Source organism: Gelidibacter salicanalis, assembly GCF_016469035.1.
GTDB classification, from domain to species: Bacteria; Bacteroidota; Bacteroidia; order Flavobacteriales; family Flavobacteriaceae; genus Gelidibacter; species Gelidibacter salicanalis_A.
Map to the genome: position 1 here is coordinate 88,139 of NZ_JAEHJZ010000001.1, position 17,254 is coordinate 105,392.

The 17,254-nt window shown below is 37.4% G+C and carries 13 protein-coding genes; 8 read left to right on the forward strand and 5 right to left on the reverse strand.

Translation table 11 applies throughout. The annotated features are described in order from the left end of the window. Positions 1 to 1,356 (reverse strand): Na(+)-translocating NADH-quinone reductase subunit A, encoded by a 1,356-nt coding sequence (locus tag JEM65_RS00425; RefSeq protein ID WP_199596571.1) that lies wholly within the window; start codon positions 1,354 to 1,356, stop codon positions 1 to 3. Between the two features lie 179 nt (positions 1,357 to 1,535). Here JEM65_RS00425 and JEM65_RS00430 point away from each other — a divergent pair, with 179 nt between their 5' ends. The 3 genes from JEM65_RS00430 (at position 1,536) to pruA (ending at position 5,493) form a co-directional block, all read left to right on the forward strand. Next, positions 1,536 to 2,786 (forward strand): DUF5103 domain-containing protein, encoded by a 1,251-nt coding sequence (locus tag JEM65_RS00430; RefSeq protein ID WP_199596572.1) that lies wholly within the window; start codon positions 1,536 to 1,538, stop codon positions 2,784 to 2,786. Positions 2,787 to 2,962: 176 nt separating this feature from the next. Further along, positions 2,963 to 3,349 carry a Co2+/Mg2+ efflux protein ApaG gene (gene apaG / locus JEM65_RS00435; RefSeq protein WP_199596573.1) on the forward strand — a complete coding sequence of 129 codons (387 nt, stop codon included), beginning with the start codon at positions 2,963 to 2,965 and terminating at the stop codon, positions 3,347 to 3,349. 518 nt (positions 3,350 to 3,867) lie between these two features. After that, positions 3,868 to 5,493, forward strand: coding sequence for an L-glutamate gamma-semialdehyde dehydrogenase (pruA, locus tag JEM65_RS00440; RefSeq protein ID WP_199596574.1), 1,626 nt, complete (start codon positions 3,868 to 3,870; stop codon positions 5,491 to 5,493). Between the two features lie 99 nt (positions 5,494 to 5,592). On the opposite strand, the gene rsmG is transcribed toward pruA, so the two are convergent. Then, positions 5,593 to 6,222 carry a 16S rRNA (guanine(527)-N(7))-methyltransferase RsmG gene (rsmG, locus tag JEM65_RS00445; RefSeq protein WP_199596575.1) on the reverse strand — a complete coding sequence of 210 codons (630 nt, stop codon included), beginning with the start codon at positions 6,220 to 6,222 and terminating at the stop codon, positions 5,593 to 5,595. A 146-nt stretch (positions 6,223 to 6,368) separates the two neighbouring features. On the opposite strand from rsmG, the gene JEM65_RS00450 reads away from it, so the two are divergent. Together JEM65_RS00450 and JEM65_RS00455 are read left to right on the forward strand one after the other, a co-directional pair. Continuing rightward, a complete protein-coding gene (locus JEM65_RS00450) occupies positions 6,369 to 7,469 on the forward strand; it encodes a fatty acid desaturase family protein (RefSeq protein ID WP_199596576.1) in 1,101 nt (366 codons plus the stop codon). Between the two features lie 13 nt (positions 7,470 to 7,482). Next, entirely contained in the window at positions 7,483 to 8,667 is a 1,185-nt protein-coding gene (locus JEM65_RS00455; protein WP_199596577.1) for a pyridoxal phosphate-dependent aminotransferase, read from the forward strand. Between the two features lie 178 nt (positions 8,668 to 8,845). On the opposite strand, the gene JEM65_RS00460 is transcribed toward JEM65_RS00455, so the two are convergent. Then, on the reverse strand, positions 8,846 to 10,339 hold the full coding sequence (locus tag JEM65_RS00460; RefSeq protein ID WP_199596578.1) for a TrkH family potassium uptake protein: 1,494 nt from the start codon (positions 10,337 to 10,339) through the stop codon (positions 8,846 to 8,848). A gap of 86 nt (positions 10,340 to 10,425) precedes the next feature. Continuing rightward, a complete protein-coding gene (trkA, locus tag JEM65_RS00465) occupies positions 10,426 to 11,775 on the reverse strand; it encodes a Trk system potassium transporter TrkA (RefSeq protein WP_199596579.1) in 1,350 nt (449 codons plus the stop codon). Between the two features lie 206 nt (positions 11,776 to 11,981). On the opposite strand from trkA, the gene ubiE reads away from it, so the two are divergent. After that, positions 11,982 to 12,713 (forward strand): bifunctional demethylmenaquinone methyltransferase/2-methoxy-6-polyprenyl-1,4-benzoquinol methylase UbiE, encoded by a 732-nt coding sequence (gene ubiE / locus JEM65_RS00470; RefSeq protein ID WP_199596580.1) that lies wholly within the window; start codon positions 11,982 to 11,984, stop codon positions 12,711 to 12,713. 34 nt (positions 12,714 to 12,747) lie between these two features. Continuing rightward, on the forward strand, positions 12,748 to 13,497 hold the full coding sequence (locus JEM65_RS00475; protein ID WP_199596581.1) for a porin family protein: 750 nt from the start codon (positions 12,748 to 12,750) through the stop codon (positions 13,495 to 13,497). Positions 13,498 to 13,790: 293 nt separating this feature from the next. Here the strand turns inward: JEM65_RS00475 and JEM65_RS00480 are convergent, their stop codons facing one another. Then, the gene (locus JEM65_RS00480) at positions 13,791 to 14,516 is read right to left on the reverse strand and encodes a TrmH family RNA methyltransferase (RefSeq protein ID WP_199596582.1); all 726 of its coding nucleotides are present in this window, start codon (positions 14,514 to 14,516) and stop codon (positions 13,791 to 13,793) included. A 52-nt stretch (positions 14,517 to 14,568) separates the two neighbouring features. On the opposite strand from JEM65_RS00480, the gene tamL reads away from it, so the two are divergent. Then, the gene (tamL, locus tag JEM65_RS00485) at positions 14,569 to 17,169 is read left to right on the forward strand and encodes a translocation and assembly module lipoprotein TamL (RefSeq protein ID WP_233530456.1); all 2,601 of its coding nucleotides are present in this window, start codon (positions 14,569 to 14,571) and stop codon (positions 17,167 to 17,169) included. Positions 17,170 to 17,254: the final 85 nt, after the last annotated feature.

Below are 17,254 nucleotides of genomic sequence, written 5' to 3' on the forward strand. Positions count from 1 at the left end.
TTAACCAATTTCTTTAATCATTACGTCCAAACCTTTTCTGATAATTTGTTGGTGCGGTTGTTTAGAAACACACACAAATTCAGTCAATGCAAAATCTTCAGGGGCAACTTCGTACATCCCTAAAGCTTCCATTTCATCCAAATCTTCATACAGACAAGATTTTAAAATTTGCATTGGGTAAATATCCAACGGAAACACTTCCTCATAATTCCCTGTCAACACAAAATTACGATGTTCTCCATTGGTATTTGTATCCAAATCATATTTCTTATTTGGAGTCAGCCAAGAGAACGTCAACGCTCTTGTACTGGAAATTTTATCAAAAACCGGCTTATTCCATCCGAAGAATTCATAATCATCTCCTTCAGGAATTATAGTAATTATGTTACTGTAATAATCTAAATAACCATCAGGCTTAACATGTTTGCCCGTCAATACGTTCCCAGAGATGATACGATCATTACCGTTTTGCTCTACTCCATTGTCATAGACCATTGTAGACACTTCACTCGCTATTTTGGTTACAAAGTAACGTGGCTTTTTAACTGAAGATCCAACAAGCGCTACAATACGTTCAGCATTGAACTTACCTGTTAATAACAACTCTCCAATAATCACCAAGTCTTGAGCTGCAAGAGTCCAAACGACTTCGCCTTTATTAACGGGGTCAATTTTATTGATTTGTGTACCCACATTCCCAGAGGGGTGTGGACCTGATACTTTATGCAGTGTGATGCCTGAAAGACCAGATAACGGTGAGTTTGATTTACTACCAACGCTTACATGAACCTTTCCTTCCGTCAATTTGCCCAAAGCTGTAATCGCAGCTTGCAATTCAGCTTCTTTACCTAGAAGCACATAATCAAGGTCAGCGGCTAAAGGAGCACTTGCATATGCCGATATGAAAATTGCCTTTGGAGCATTTTCTGGCTTCGCAATAATATCATAAGGACGTTGCTTGATAAACGGCCAACATCCGGTGGCCAATAAATGCGCCTTTACGGTTTCAGCATCTACAGCATCTACATTAAACTTTCCGTTATCCTGATACGATTGCTCTTTATCGGCTTGGATTTTAATGCCCACGATACGTCTTTTTTCAGCACGCTCTATTTCAATAATTTCTCCAGATACGGGCGAAACAAATTTCACTGCCGAATTGGATTTATCATAAAAGATAGGTTCTCCTGCTTGTACTCTCGCACCTTCTTTTAAAATTAATTTTGGAATAACACCGTGGAAGTCTTCAGGTCTTAGAGTGTAAAAGTTGCTCAAAACGGCCTTTTCAGTGGTTTTTTCAGCTTCACCCTTAAGTTTGATATCGAGACCTTTTTTAATAGTAATGTCGTTTGACATGTTATAAGTCTATTTGTTAATAGTTATAGTAAATGTGATTTTATAACACTAAAAATCGGTGCAAATTTACAAATTTTTAATGCAGATTTCATAATTAATGTCATAAAATTTATACGGTATCGATTGCGTAAACTTTACGGCGTAATTTTTGTTTATCTTTACTTTCAAATTGCATCTTGATGTCCTTACAGTTTAAGCATTTTATAGTACTATTATTCTTTACAGGTTTTGCCTTCTCACAGGTTGAAGAAGTCCATCCGCCCAAGGATATAAAAACGATAGCCTTTAGAGGCAGTACCAATGAAAGTCAATTACCTATTTTAAAATTGGGAGAACCGCTCGTGCTGGAATTTGATGCGCTTAATGGTAATGAACCCGATTTTTATTATGTCATTGAGCATTATAATTACGATTGGACGCCTTCTAATTTGGTTAAATCCGAATACTTAACTGGGTTTGATAATCAGCGCATACAGGATTACAAAAATTCATTCAACACTTATCAAATCTATTCGCATTATAGGCTCCAAATTCCCAACCAACAAACTCGGGGATTATTGGTAACGGGCAATTACCTCATCAGTATTTTTAATGACGACGATGAATTGGTGTTTTCAAGAAAATTCATGATTTATGAAGACTTAGTGAATGTGGGCGTTTCAGTTAAGCGATCGCGGGATGTAAAATTTATTGACAAAAAACAATCGGTTGATATTGTGATTAACAATTCTAATTTCAACTTTAACAATCCTCTAGAAAATGTGAAGAGCTTGATCATTCAGAACAACAATCTCAATACCGCAATTTCTAATGTAAAACCGCAATATACCTTAGGCAATCAACTGATCTACAAATATACTTCAGAAACCAGTTTTTGGGGTGGTAATGAATATCTTTACTTTGAAAACAAGGATGTCAGAGCCGCAAATGTGGGCGTTCAGTTTATCGATTTAAAAGATATTTATCATAATTATCTATTTATAAATACTTCAAGGGCCAACCAGATTTACACTTATAATCCAGACATCAACGGGAATTTTCTGATTACTGCTGTAGACACTGAAGACGTTTCTATTGAAGCTGATTATACCATGATGCACTTTGGCTTGCAGTATCCTGAGCTGACTAATGGCGAATCCATATACGTCTACGGGAATTTTAATAATTATGCCTTAGAACCTGACAATCAACTTCTATTTAATCAGGAGAGTGGACTGTATGAATGTGCGTTCCGATTAAAACAAGGCTTTTATAATTATAAATATGTTGTGACCGATGCAGATGGAATTTTGCATGAAGGCGCCATTAGTGGCGACTATTACCAAACCGAAAATAATTACAAGGTATTGGTGTATTACAGAGATTTGGGCGCACGTTATGACCGCTTAATTGGGATGGGAGAAGCATCTTCCGTAAACATCTCAAATTAGATGTATTTAGAGTTGGTGGTCTCTAAAATGAGGAAGCGTCTACAGTATAGAACAGTACGACCCGTTTTTAGTTAAATAAATGCCAAATTCTCGATTGCGTTACATCTTACATAAAATAAATTATTGAAATCTTTTAAATTATACTATTTTAGCATATACCAAAACAATATTCAATTATGGTACAGCAAGTTACAAGTGGCATTAAGATCAGTGTAGAAACGGTTTTTGAAGGTACTTTCTATAAAAATTATAAAGTACATTATGCTTTTGGGTATAAAGTAACTATTGAAAATCAGAGTAAAAACGCTGTGCAGTTAACGTCTCGCCATTGGCGGATATTGGACGCCCTAAACAATAATGAGATTGTTGAAGGCGAAGGTGTTATTGGAAAAAAACCAGTTTTAAAACCTGGAGAGCTTCATACCTACAGATCAGGATGTCTATTAGCATCACCTTTTGGGGCAATGCAGGGACATTATAATATGGTCAATTTTACCACTACCAATAAATTTAAGGTGTATATTCCAACGTTTAAATTGAGCGCGCCATTCGCCTTAAATTAAATTTGATTTATTTTAAGACAGAGCACAACTCATTTCACTTATAGTTTAGTTGTTTAGAAATGCTTTACTCTCAAAATCTTGTTGGTTTTGACCTCTGCTTGCAAATGAACAACCTCGACCCAAGGGTACGAGGTATCAAGTAGAGGTTCCTTTTTTATTTCGACGCAGAGCGTCGGGGAATAAAACCCAAGGATCCCGCTAAAAAGCGGGATTAGTTCAACTAACAATTTTTAATTCATTGCTTCGCAACTTTTAAAAATTGAGTTTCACTAATTAAACGCTCATTGGAATGAGCGTCGTCTGATTTTTCATGCAACGCATCTTAAAAAACTTCCAAGTATTCTTAAAACCTTTTCCCCTATTTCAAACAACAACTTATACGCCAATGTCTGCACTTACAAGACCCGTATAGAGAACCGCCACTTTTAACGTCCTTTTAGCAGCTGAACGGCTTACTAAACATTCAATTTTTTGTACCTTTGAGACTTAAATTTTTAAACTTTCAAACTAAAATACTCATGGGAAAAGGATTTTTCAAGGTACCAGTAGCGGTAAATGAACCTGTAAAGACATATGCTCCGGGATCGCCAGAACGTGAAGCTGTTCTAGCAGAATATGCAAAGATGTACAAGAGCACTGTTGATGTACCATTATACATCAATGGCAAACATATTAAAACAAACAACACAAGAACGATGTCTCCACCACATGATCATCAGCATGTAGTTGGAACCTACCATTTGGCTGAGAAGAAACATGTTGAAGAGGCTATTGCAACGGCATTAGCGGCACGACAGGCGTGGGCAGATTTACCATGGGAGCACCGTGCAGGTATTTTCCTTAAAGCTGCAGAATTGATTGCTGGTCCTTACCGTGCAAAAATCAATGCAGCAACCATGATTGCACAATCTAAAACAATCCATCAAGCTGAAATTGATTCTGCCTGTGAGTTGATTGACTTCTTAAGGTTCAATGTGCAGTTTATGACGGAGATCTTCAATGATCAACCAGCAAGTACAAGTGATGCCTGGAACCGAATTGAGTACAGGCCTTTAGAAGGGTTTACCTATGCTGTTACGCCTTTTAACTTTACGGCTATTGCAGGCAACTTGCCATCATGTATGGCCTTAATGGGGAATGTTGTTATTTGGAAACCAAGTAACCATCAAATCTATTCTGCAAAAGTGATTATGGACGTTTTTGAAGAAGCAGGCGTTCCTGCGGGAGTTATCAATGTTGTGTTTGGCGACCCTGCAATGATTACGGAAAGCGTTATGGCAAGTCCGGATTTTTCAGGATTACACTATACAGGATCAACAAATGTGTTTCAGAACCTTTGGACAAAAATCGGAAATAACATTAAAAATTATAAAACCTATCCAAGAATTGTTGGAGAAACCGGAGGAAAAGATTTTATTGTAGCTCACAAAACAGCAGATGCCAAACAAGTAGCTACCGCAATTGTAAGAGGTGCTTTTGAATTTCAGGGTCAAAAATGTAGTGCTGCGTCCAGAGCGTATATTTCAAAAAGCATCTGGAATGATGTTAAGAAGTATGTTATTGAGGACCTGAAAACCTTTAAAATGGGATCTCCTGAAGACATGAGCAATTTCATGACCGCTGTAATCCACGAAGATTCGTTTGATAAATTAGCAAGTTATATTGATCAAGCTAAAAAAGATAAAAACGCTACCATTATTTCAGGTGGAAACTATGATAAGAGTAAAGGTTACTTTATAGAGCCAACAGTTATAGAAACTACAGATCCAAAATACAGCACGATGTGTACAGAACTTTTTGGCCCTGTAATGACAGTGTATGTGTATGAAGATAAAGATTTCAGTAAGACCCTTCAATTGGTGGATGGTACTAGCGAATATGCGTTAACAGGCGCTATCCTTGCAAAGGATCGTTATGCTATTGACGAGGCTACTAAAGTACTTCAAAATGCCGCTGGAAACTTCTACATCAATGACAAACCAACAGGTGCTGTGGTTGGACAACAACCATTTGGTGGTGCAAGAGCATCAGGAACCAATGACAAAGCAGGAAGCGCGCAAAACCTATTGCGCTGGATTTCTCCACGAATGATTAAAGAAACGTTTGTAACACCAACAGATTACCGTTATCCATTTTTAGGATAATCTGAATTTTTAATTGATAAAAAAAATCCTCAAACTCGCGTTTGGGGATTTTTTGTTTTTAAAGCCTTTAGAAAGACCTATGAAAGGCTTCTTGGAAATTTAGCCTTTATATTTTAAAGGCAAATGAACGAGCTTTTTAGTTTCAAAGAACTCTTCCTTATAGTAATCGGAAAGATCATATACGGTAGCTTTTGGAAAGTCAACCAACTCTTCAGCCAAATCGCCCCCCTTTAAATAGATAATACCATTTTTGAGTTCGTGTTTTTGTTTTTTAGCAACTCTGTCTTTTACCCAATGCACAAAGGTGGGCATTGCTGCTACAGCCCTACTCACCACAAAATCATAAGTATCCTTAACCTCTTCCACACGACAGTGTGATGTTTTAACATTGGTCAATCTTAGTCCTTCAACCACCTCATCCACAACTTTCACTTTTTTGGCAATACTGTCCACCAAGTGAAAATCAGTTTCCGGAAACATGATGGCCAGAGGAATTCCAGGAAAACCACCGCCTGTGCCCACGTCTATTATTTTAGTTCCCGGTTTAAAGGCAATAAATTTCGCAATAGCCAAAGAATGGAGCACATGCCTTAAATACAGCTCATCAATATCTTTACGGGAAACCACGTTAATTTTAAGGTTCCAATCTTTATAAAGCGCTTCTAACTGTTCAAATTGCTTTAATTGTAGTTCAGATAAATCTGGAAAATAATGTTGAATAAGTTGCATTCTGCTTAAATTTTCAGCAAAAATAAGCAATTTAATATGGATATTTTTAGCATATTCTTATCACAACCGCCACAATAAATGATTATCTTTGCGCTTTCTCTATATGATGGCTTGATTTTTGAAGTTATCCTAGTAAACATAATACAATGACACAACAGGCGCTCTCCTTCTCCAGAAACGATTCTGCGAAATTTTTCAGAACATTAAATAAACGCGTTAACGATTATTTTAAAGATAACAATATTAAACGCACAGGAAACTGGCAGTTATGGATAAAAACCGTTGTGATGTTTTCGTTGTTCTTAACACCTTATTTTTTAATTCTTACGCTTGATTTACCCGCTTGGGCAATGTTGCTATTAACCATAGTTATGGGTATAGGCATGGCTGGCGTAGGAATGAATGTGATGCACGACGGTAATCATGGTGCGTTTTCGAATAAAGAATGGGTGAATCGGTTAATGGGAAGCAGTATCTATATTTTGGCTGGAAACGTTTACAATTGGAAAGTACAACACAATGTGCTCCACCATACTTACACTAACATTCATGGACATGATGAAGATTTAGAAGCGGGTAGAATCTTACGTTTTTCTAAACATGCAGAGTGGCACAAACATCATAAATTTCAACATTATTATTCGGTTTTACTTTATGGCCTGTTGACGATCAACTGGGCTATTACTACCGATTATCTTCAAATGAAACGCTATTTGAAGCGCAAATTATCTTACGGAAAATTCCCTAATCCTAGAACGGAATGGAGCAAACTTGTCATTTCAAAAATAATTTATGTATCCATCTGGATTGTACTACCGTTGGTTATAACTAACATTCCTTGGTGGCAAGTGTTGATTGGATTCTTTATTATGCATTATGTTGCGGGTCTTATTTTAAGTGTTGTTTTTCAGTTGGCACATGTTATGGAGGATGCTGAAATGCCATTACCTGAAGAAAACGGTACCATGAAAAACACTTGGGCCATTCACCAATTGGAAAACACAATTAATTTTGGAACCAAGAGCAAAATTGTCAATTGGTTTACTGGCGGATTGAATCATCAAGTGGAACATCATATTTTCCCACAAATTAGTCACGTACATTATACTAAAATTTCAAAAATAGTTAAAGAGACTGCTTTGGAATTTAATCTTCCATACAAAGAATACAAAACCACTCGTAAAGCAATTGTCGCACATTTCAGATATTTAAAAGAAATGGGACTAAACCCTGCATTACAAGCTTAATCCTTACTTGCAAATGAATTTACTTTCAGATAGAATTTTAAACATGTCTACATCTGCCACTTTAGCAATGGCCGCTAAAGCCAGGGAATTAAAGGTAGAAGGAAAAGATATCATCGGTCTAAGTCTTGGCGAACCAGATTTCAACACTCCAGATTATATCAAAGAGGCTGCTATACAAGCCATTAATGACAACTATAGTGCTTACACCCCGGTTGACGGTTACGTAGAACTTAAAGATGCCATTATCAAAAAATTCAAACGCGATAATGGGCTCTCCTATAATTACAGTCAAATTGTAGTATCCACAGGCGCCAAACAATCACTCGCCAATCTTGCAGCGGTGTTGTTAAATGATGGCGACGAGGTTATATTACCATGCCCTTATTGGGTAAGCTACGCAGATTTGGTAAAATTAAATGATGGTATTCCTGTAGAAGTACCAACTACTATTGCAACTGATTTTAAGATGACACCAGCGCAATTGGAAGCTGCTATTACGCCCAAAACCAAAATGCTCTGGTACAGTTCTCCTTGCAACCCAAGTGGGTCTGTTTATAGCAAAGAAGAGTTGCGTGCCTTGGCTGATGTGTTAGTTAAACACCCTAACATTATTGTGGTTTCTGATGAGATTTACGAGCATATCAATTTTTCGAGTGAACATGCAAGCATGGCACAATTTGAAGATATGTATGACCGAACGGTTACGGTAAATGGGGTTTCAAAAGCCTTTGCAATGACCGGCTGGCGTATTGGATATATTGGAGGCCCTGAAAAAATTGCACGCGCCTGCAACAAAATGCAAGGACAAATTACCAGTGGCGCCAATTGTATAGCACAACGTGCCGTAATTACTGCTTTAAATGAATCGCCTACTAGAGTGCAGTTTATGATTGACGAATTTAAAATCCGTCGTGATTTGGTGCTTGATTTACTTCAAGATATTGAAGGCTTTAAAACAAATATCCCGGAAGGCGCATTTTATGTATTCCCTAATATATCTTATTATTTTGGGAAGACTTTGAGAGGAAAAACAATACAGAATGCTTCAGACTTCTCTTTATATTTATTGGAAGAAGCTTTAGTGGCTACGGTAGATGGTGGTGCTTTTGGAAATCCAGATTGTATTAGAATTTCTTATGCAGCATCTCAAAAACAAATTATTGAAGCTATAAAACGTATTAAAGCGGCAGTTAGTTAAAATTTAAAAACAATCGTCTAAAAAGAAAATTTTAGACGATTGTTTTTATCCGGTCATTAGCAAAGACATCATCTTTTAGTCTCAGAAAAATCACATCCTCAACTTCCACTTAGAGAATTGACAGAGACAGGAACCAATAAGATTATCATAACTCACACTTTAAAGACCCCTCTTACAACTATCTATTCCTCCAGAAAAACGGGGTCATTAATATCAGCACGGTAAACAACTCCAAACGCCCAAGCAGCATTAAGAAAGAAGCCCACCACTGCGCCAAAGGCGGCAAGGCGGCGTAATTATTCACCGGACCAAAAGCTCCCAAGGCTGGACCAATATTTCCTAAACTAGACGCCGCCAAACCTACAGAAGACTTGAAATCGATATCAAAAAAAGAGAATCCGATAGCACCCACGATGAAAGAGAGCATGTATAAAATAAAAAAGCCCAGAATATTATACACCACAACTCCCGGTATGGCTTTCGTATTATAACGCACGGGCAATACTGCATTAGGATGCAGAGCACGTTTAAATTCTAGAAATCCATTTTTTATCAAGATCAAATGGCGCACCACCTTAACACCCCCTGAGGTACTTCCGGCAGAACCGCCCAAAAACATCATTCCGAAGAAAAACACGATCAACAAAGGGGTCCATAAGGTATAATCGGCGGTAATAAATCCAGTAGTGGTAATGACGGATACGACTTGAAACAAGGCATGACGGGTGGCACTCTCAGCCCTTCCCCAAACCATCGGATGATCAATGGAAGAGAGTGACAAATCTGCTTTGAAATAAATAGTCAAGGCAGCAATAATGGTGAAAGACACTATAAATTTAAAGTACCAACGCAATTCTTCATCATTCAAAGCTTTTTGAACCCTCCCTTTAAAGGCATAATAGCTCAAGACAAAATTAGTACCGGCCAAAAACATAAACGTGATAACGATATACTGAATCAGCGGCTTGTCATTCCAATGCGCCAAACTGGCGTTTTTTGTTGAAAAACCACCGGTAGAGATGGTACTCATTGCATGGTTGATTGCATCAAAAAATGACATTCCCGCTACGTTTAACAAAATAGTTTCTGCTGCGGTGTATCCAAAATATATGAGCCATAAACGCTTTGCTGTATCGGTAATGCGCGGATGCAACTTGTCTGCGCTTGGCCCAGGAGCTTCTGCGGCAAATAACTGCATCCCGCCAATGCCCAATAAAGGCAAAATGGCAATGGCCAACACAATAATTCCCATTCCACCAATCCAATGGGTGGTACTGCGCCAAAACAACACTCCTTTTGGCACCACTTCAATGTCGTTTAATATGGTAGCGCCGGTTGTTGTATAACCAGACATGGTTTCAAAAAATGCACTGGTAAAACTCGGAATCACCTCAGTGGCCATATAGGGCAATGCGCCAGAAATGGTCATGACAATCCAACCGAGGGTGACCACCATATAGCCTTCCCGCTTGTTCATGTCTTTACTATGATCTTTGGTAACGAGCATTAAAAAACCGCCAATCAGTAATATAGCCAGCCCAGAGAGAAAGAGCTTTAGGGTAACACCGTCATCATAAATCAGACTGATCAATGTGGCCAATAGCATAAAGCCGCCGTTGAATAGCAATAACAGCCCGAAAAAATTGAAGATGATTTTGTAATTGATTTTCATAGGGTTTCTTTCAAAACTAAGAGAACGCCGCATATATTCTTGCGAACGCTCGAATATCTCATATTTTTAAGTGACAATAAGCTTTATTAAAAGAAGAATTTTTCTACTTGGGTAATAGATTTTGGTAAACAGCAAACTACTATGCGATCTCCTGCAAGCACCTTAAAATCGCCTAACGGAATTATTCCTGTTCCATTTCTTATCACCCCTCCAATAATGGCCGACCGCGGAAAATCTAAATCCTTTATGACTTTATCGGTAATTTTAGAACGCTTTTTTACCACGAATTCCAATAATTCGGCGTTCATATTATTAAGCTTGGTCATTGCTACTACCTCACCTTTACGGATGTATCTAAAAATATTATTGGCCGCTAACAGTTTTTTATTGATCAACGTGTCAATCCCAATAGATTCAGAGATCTGATAATAATCCATATTTTCAACTAAGGCAATGGTTTTCTTAACCCCTTTAGATTTGGCCACAAGACACGACATGATATTGGTTTCTGAATTTCCTGTAACCGCGATAAAGGCGTCCATTTTACTGATATTCTCCTCTTCCAGCAACTCAACATCCCGCCCGTCGCCATGAATAACCAATGCATTTGGCAAATCGTCCGCCATTTCAAAAGCAACATCTTTATTGCTTTCAATCAATTTAATTCTGAAGTTGGCAGCACATAAATCTTTGGCCGTTTTATGACCAATCTTACTACCCCCAAGAATCATAACGTTCTTGACATCCAGCCTCATTTTGCCCGAAAGCTTGAATAAATCCTCACTCCCACCTTTTGAGGTGACAAAAATAACTTTATCACCTTCCTTAAACTCCGTGTCGCCACGAGGTATAATGGTATATTGAGTTCCGAAGCGTTGAATAGCGATCGGCACAAAATGAAGTTGTGGAAACACCTCTGCCGCTTCCTGAACCGTTTTATTCACAAAACTGGCACTTTCTGAAAGCCTTAAACTCAACATGGTTAAGGCGCCATCCTCAAATTCATATCCGTCATCAAAACCATATTGGTTTAAGAGCAGTTCTATCTCGCCTGCAGCTAAAGATTCTGGCGAAATCAACTCATCAATTCCAAATTTAGAAAAACCAACCTCATCTTTCTGGTCAATAAATTCGACGTTAGAAATTCTTGCAATAGTTCTTTTAGCGCCAAGTTGTTTGGCCAAAACACAGGCGGTAATATTTGTAGTTTCTGATGAGGTTACGGCAATAAATAGGTCGGAATTTGCAATTCTGGCATCCTTTAAAACCGCAATAGAAGTCGCGTCACCTTTAATGACTCTAATGTCCAGATGGTCAATAGCGTACACTAAATTCTCCTTTTTTGTATCTAATAGGGTGATTTCTTGCGATTCGTAAGATAATAATTTTGCCAAATGAAATCCAACTTCACCAGCACCTGCAATAATTATTTTCATTAGTAGATGTATTCAAAAAAACGTACAAATATAAGCTATTAAAATGTGTCCCATTGAATTTGGATGGGATATAATAGAATTGTAACAATTGACAATACCCGTTTAGCTGATCCGATGAGGTTATAAATACGATATTAGCCCGACTTTTCATAAGACGATGACAGCTTAGCAATGAAAAAATATGTAATTTTGCCAAAAATAGTGTAATGTCAGAAAAAGTAAAGCCGTACAAGGACAGTCAGTTAAACAAAAAGCAACAAGTGGCGCAAATGTTTGACAATATTTCTAAAGAATACGATGGGTTAAACCGGGTTATTTCTTTTGGAATCGATGTAAAATGGCGAAAAAAAGTGGTGGACATTGTTGCTAAATCAAACGCCAAGCGCATCTTAGACATTGCAACTGGCACTGGCGATTTGGCAATAAATTTAGCCCAGACAAATGCTCAAGAGATAATTGGTTTAGATATAAGTGAAGGCATGCTTGAGGTAGGACGTAAAAAAATTGCCGAACGTAAATTGAGCGACAAAATTAAAATGATACTGGGAGATTCTGAAAACATTCCTTTTGAAGACAACAGTTTTGATGCCATTACTGTAGCTTTTGGGGTTAGGAATTTTGAAAATTTAGAAAAAGGACTTTCTGAAATTTTACGTGTTTTGAAACCAGAAGGTACATTTGTGATTTTAGAAACTTCTGTCCCAGTAAAAACGCCCTTCAAACAAGGGTACAAAATCTACTCAAAATACATTTTACCTACCATAGGAAAAGTCTTCTCAAAAGACCGTGTGGCATATTCCTATCTCAGTGAATCCGCTTCGGTTTTTCCTTATGGTGAAGCTCTAAACAATATTTTAAGACAAATTGGGTTTAGTAATGTTAAAGATTTACCTCAAACCATGGGCGTCGCAACAATTTACACGGCCACAAAGTCTTAAATCTGATTAATTGATCCCGAATCTCAATACAATAATGAAAAGAACAGTCCTTAGTATAGTGCTATTGTTGATGTACACCGCTGCATCCGCACAATTATTTTCGAAAGAAAAAATCACAAATCAAGAAAATTTTGACAAGGATTTCCTGACTTGGGGTTATTTTTTAGGGTTTAACAGTTATGATTTTAAATTTAAATATGATGCTGATCAGGCCATACGTCCAGATATTCTTGTAGAAACCACCGTGGGATTTAACGTAGGTCTTGTAGGCGATATGCGCATCAATGAATATTTAAATCTTCGTTTTGAACCGGGCTTATACATTACGCGTAGAAATCTGGAATACAGTAACAAAAACAACATATTTACACAACACCCCTATTTTATTAGTAATGAATTCAGGCCAGGAGATCTATTCCGTGAAGTGAAATCCACCTATCTCCATTTTCCTTTATTATTAAAGGTGTCCACCAAACGGATCAATAATTTTAAACCGTTTCTTGTGGGAGGCTTTTCTACCGCTTTAAATTTGTCGAGCAACGAAGACAATCCAGAGGACAACCGTTCAACCCAATTTAGGACCAAAAGTAGCATGTTGTTTTATGAGCTAGGTTTTGGGATTGACTTTTATTTGGAATGGTTTAAGTTTACACCTTCTATTAGAGGCGTTTTTGCTATTAATGACGAATTGGTTAGAGATAATGGTCCTGATGAAACACCATGGACGGGTACAATTAATAAAATGCAAACCCGTGGTGTGTTTGTGAATTTCACGTTTCAATAATGGTGATTGGTGACCCGCCCGAACGTGCCTTTTCGGTACGGGCGGGTTGGTGATTGGTGATTGGTGATTATGATTATGATTATGATTATGATTATGATTATGATTATGATTATGATTATGAAAAATTATTTATTTCAAAACGTTTAAGCAAAATTTTACTCGGTTTTCTTTAAAAAACTCAATATTAAGACTGAGATATTAATTGCAAACTCAAACTACAAAAATTGAGTTAATATTCATTTTTGAATCTCCCACAACCTCAAACCTCAAACCTCAAACCTCAAACCTCAAACCTACCCCCTTCTTTTAAACTCACTCAATAAAATGGCCGTAGCTGTAGCCACATTTAAACTTTCTGTTGATTGGTGTAGGCTGTAACTTGGAATACTCAGCCGATGTTCAATAAGTGCTTCAATATCAGTTGAAATGCCACTACCTTCATTGCCCATAATTAATATGCCCGTCTCTGGTAAGGTGGTTTCGTAAATAGTGTTGCCATCCATAAACGCACCAAATTTTTTAACCTTGGCATTCCTTAAAAAGTCCTCGAGATTCAGATAACTTAAATGCACTCGGGTTAAAGACCCCATGGTCGCCTGCACCACTTTTGGGTTGTAGCAGTCTACAGTGGTTTCACTGCATACGATGTGCTCAACACCAAACCAGTCGCAAAGCCTAATAATGGTTCCCAAATTTCCAGGATCCCTGACCGCATCCAAGGCCAGAATCAACCTTTCAGTAGACACATGTTTAGCCTTAGGAATTTCAAAAACGGCCAACACCTCCTGTGGCGTGGTTAAGGCACTGATTTTTTTAAGTTCAGCGTCACTGATCAGAGTAAAATACGCGCTTTCAATATTAAAATCGGCATGCACCGCATACAAATGGTGTAATTTGTAAGAAGACCTTAAAAATTCATCAACCGCTTTTTTTCCTTCTACAGTAAATAGTTGATGTTTTGAGCGTTGTTTTTTCTGTACCAGGCTTGTAATTAATTTTATTTGATTCTTTGTTAACATTAAAATCTATTTACTTTTGTGACGTTATTAATTCCTATCAAGCATTTATGTTATGTTTGATTTTACCAGCTATAAAAACATTAAATTTGCATTCATCAACACTTATGTCAATTTCTCTTTGAAACTTAAGGTAGCAAAAATATCATTTATTACAACACTATTCCTAATGTTGTCATCATGCAATGCTGTAAAACGCCTTAGCAGTGATGATTATTTACTGATGGACAACAGCATTCATGTCAATGATAAAAAGAACAATACAGATGCGCTGAGCAGTTTATTATATCAAAAACCCAATGGCAAACTTCCGCTATTTGGCGTCCCGATAAGGCTCCATATTTACAATCTTGCACGACCTAACATTGACTCTATTTTAAACACCAAATATAGAAATCCTGAAGATCCAAAAACGGGACTTAAAAACTTCTTATCGCTTAAACAATACGAAGCGCTCATCAACTCTAAAAGCACTTTTAACAGTTGGCTAAAAACCACGGGGGAGCCACCAGTTATAATCAATACTGCTAAGACAGATAAATCGACCACCAATCTCAAAACTTATTATTACAAAAATGGTTGGTTCAACGCTGTGGCCTCTTATAAAATAGATACTACGGGCACAAAACGCGCCAAAATAGACTACTTTGTAAAAACGGGCGACCCTTATTTCTTAGATTCCATAAGGACAAAAATCCAATCGCCAGTAATAGACACGCTTTATAAAACGCTCAAAAAGAAATCACTGATTGTAAAGGGCGATCAGTTTAAAGAGAATAATTTGACCAATGAGCGCGACCGATTGACGACAGAACTTCGAAATTCAGGGCTTTTTCACTTTGCGCAGGATTATATTACCTTTGAAATTGACACCATTGGTACCAATAAAAAGGTAAATACGGATATTATCATACAAAACAGAATTATCAGGTATGACGACTCTGTTGAAGTCAGACCCTTCAAGATTTACAAAATTAAGGACGTGAATATTTTTACGGATGATGCGTATCAAAATAAAGATCTAGTACCTACTGACACCATTAACTACAAAGGGTTTAACATTTACAGCTACGGCAAATCCAAATACCGTGCAAAAGCCTTAACAGATGCTGTATTTATTACGAAAGGTGGTATTTTTAAAGATATCAATCGTACACGCACCTATAGGTATTTAAGTGAATTGCGTACGTTTAAATACCCTAATATTGAATATGTAGAAGACGAAAAGGACAGCACCCTGACTGCTAATATTTATTTGATTCCGAAGAAAAAATTTGGACTTAATTTTAACGCAGAAGTGTCACAAAGTAACATTCAAACAATTGGTTTTGCTTTTAGTGGCGGACTATTGATACGGAATGTTTTTAAAGGCGCAGAAACTTTAGAAGTCTCAGGATTGGGCTCCATTGGCGCTTCTAAAGATGCCAACAACTCTAAAGACGCTTTTTTTGACATCACTGAAGTTGGTGCTACGGTCAAACTCACCATTCCGCGGTTGTTTTTCCCTGTCAACACAAATAAAGTCATTCCAAAATTCATGTCGCCAAGTACACGTATTAGCGCTGGTGCTACCAGTCAGCGCAACATCGGATTGGACAAACAAACCCTAACCGGTATTTTGAGTTACAATTGGTATCCAAATCAAAAAGTAACCAACACGCTGGACCTCTTTAATGTGCAATTTGTAAAGAACCTAAACGTAGATAACTACTTTGGGGTTTATCAAAACTCATTCAGTAGTTTGAATAGTATTGCCAAAAACATCAATTACATAGATAATACTGACAATTTGAGCATCCCTAACGGTGCCGATCAATTTATTAGTGCAGTTCTCAATAATAATACGTCATTATCTCCTATTGATGAAGATTATCAAACCATCAGTAATATTGATCAAAGAAAAAGGAGGTTAACAGAAAACAACCTGATTATTTCTTCGAGTTTTAATTACGTTAAGAACAGAAGGGAGACTATTTTTGACAACGACTTTTCCATTATCAGGTTCAGATTGGAGTTTGCCGGCAATTTATTATCCAGCATTGCTAATATTACAGGTGCCAATAAAAATAACAATGATCGTTATGATATTTTTGGAGTTGCCTTTTCGCAATATACCAAAGCTGAATTTGACTATGTGAAGTATTGGGATTTAGGTAAAAGGAGCGTCTTTGCCGTAAGAAGTTATTTTGGCATTGCGGTACCTTATGGCAATTCAGAAAACATTCCTTTTTCTAAAAGTTTCTTTGCCGGTGGCCCCAATGACAACCGCGCTTGGACCGCTTATAACTTAGGTCCGGGAAGCTTAAAATCTACCAACGAATTTAATGAGGCCAATTTGAAACTTCATTTTAGTGCTGAGCAGCGTTTCAATCTCTTTGGATCCTTATTTGGTGCTTTATTTGTGGATGCAGGCAATATCTGGAACGTATTTGATGATGTTACTGATGAGGCACAAACCTTTGATAGTTTAAGCTCGTTAAAAGATATCGCGGTAGGCTCCGGATTTGGTTTGCGTTATGATTTTAGTTTTTTTGTGCTTCGTGGCGATATCGGATTTAAAACCTATGATCCCTCCTACAATTTGGGTGACCGTTGGCTTAAAGATTACAACTTCAACAATGCAGTTTACAATATTGGTATTAACTACCCATTTTAATAACCTATCCGCAACACAACTTCTTCAATCCTTCGTGGGTACAGACTAAAAACATACAGTCTTTCAATTTTGTATGAACCTTCCT

Excerpts from the sequence above, each read along its gene's own strand:
- JEM65_RS00425 (WP_199596571.1), bottom strand. The coding sequence starts at position 1,356 with ATGTCAAACGACATTACTATTAAAAAAGGTCTCGATATCAAACTTAAG.
- JEM65_RS00430 (WP_199596572.1), top strand. The coding sequence starts at position 1,536 with ATGTCCTTACAGTTTAAGCATTTTATAGTACTATTATTCTTTACAGGT.
- apaG (WP_199596573.1), top strand. The coding sequence starts at position 2,963 with ATGGTACAGCAAGTTACAAGTGGCATTAAGATCAGTGTAGAAACGGTT.
- pruA (WP_199596574.1), top strand. The coding sequence starts at position 3,868 with ATGGGAAAAGGATTTTTCAAGGTACCAGTAGCGGTAAATGAACCTGTA.
- rsmG (WP_199596575.1), bottom strand. The coding sequence starts at position 6,222 with ATGCAACTTATTCAACATTATTTTCCAGATTTATCTGAACTACAATTA.
- JEM65_RS00450 (WP_199596576.1), top strand. The coding sequence starts at position 6,369 with ATGACACAACAGGCGCTCTCCTTCTCCAGAAACGATTCTGCGAAATTT.
- JEM65_RS00455 (WP_199596577.1), top strand. The coding sequence starts at position 7,483 with ATGAATTTACTTTCAGATAGAATTTTAAACATGTCTACATCTGCCACT.
- JEM65_RS00460 (WP_199596578.1), bottom strand. The coding sequence starts at position 10,339 with ATGAAAATCAATTACAAAATCATCTTCAATTTTTTCGGGCTGTTATTG.
- trkA (WP_199596579.1), bottom strand. The coding sequence starts at position 11,775 with ATGAAAATAATTATTGCAGGTGCTGGTGAAGTTGGATTTCATTTGGCA.
- ubiE (WP_199596580.1), top strand. The coding sequence starts at position 11,982 with ATGTCAGAAAAAGTAAAGCCGTACAAGGACAGTCAGTTAAACAAAAAG.
- JEM65_RS00475 (WP_199596581.1), top strand. The coding sequence starts at position 12,748 with ATGAAAAGAACAGTCCTTAGTATAGTGCTATTGTTGATGTACACCGCT.
- JEM65_RS00480 (WP_199596582.1), bottom strand. The coding sequence starts at position 14,516 with ATGTTAACAAAGAATCAAATAAAATTAATTACAAGCCTGGTACAGAAA.
- tamL (WP_233530456.1), top strand. The coding sequence starts at position 14,569 with ATGTTTGATTTTACCAGCTATAAAAACATTAAATTTGCATTCATCAAC.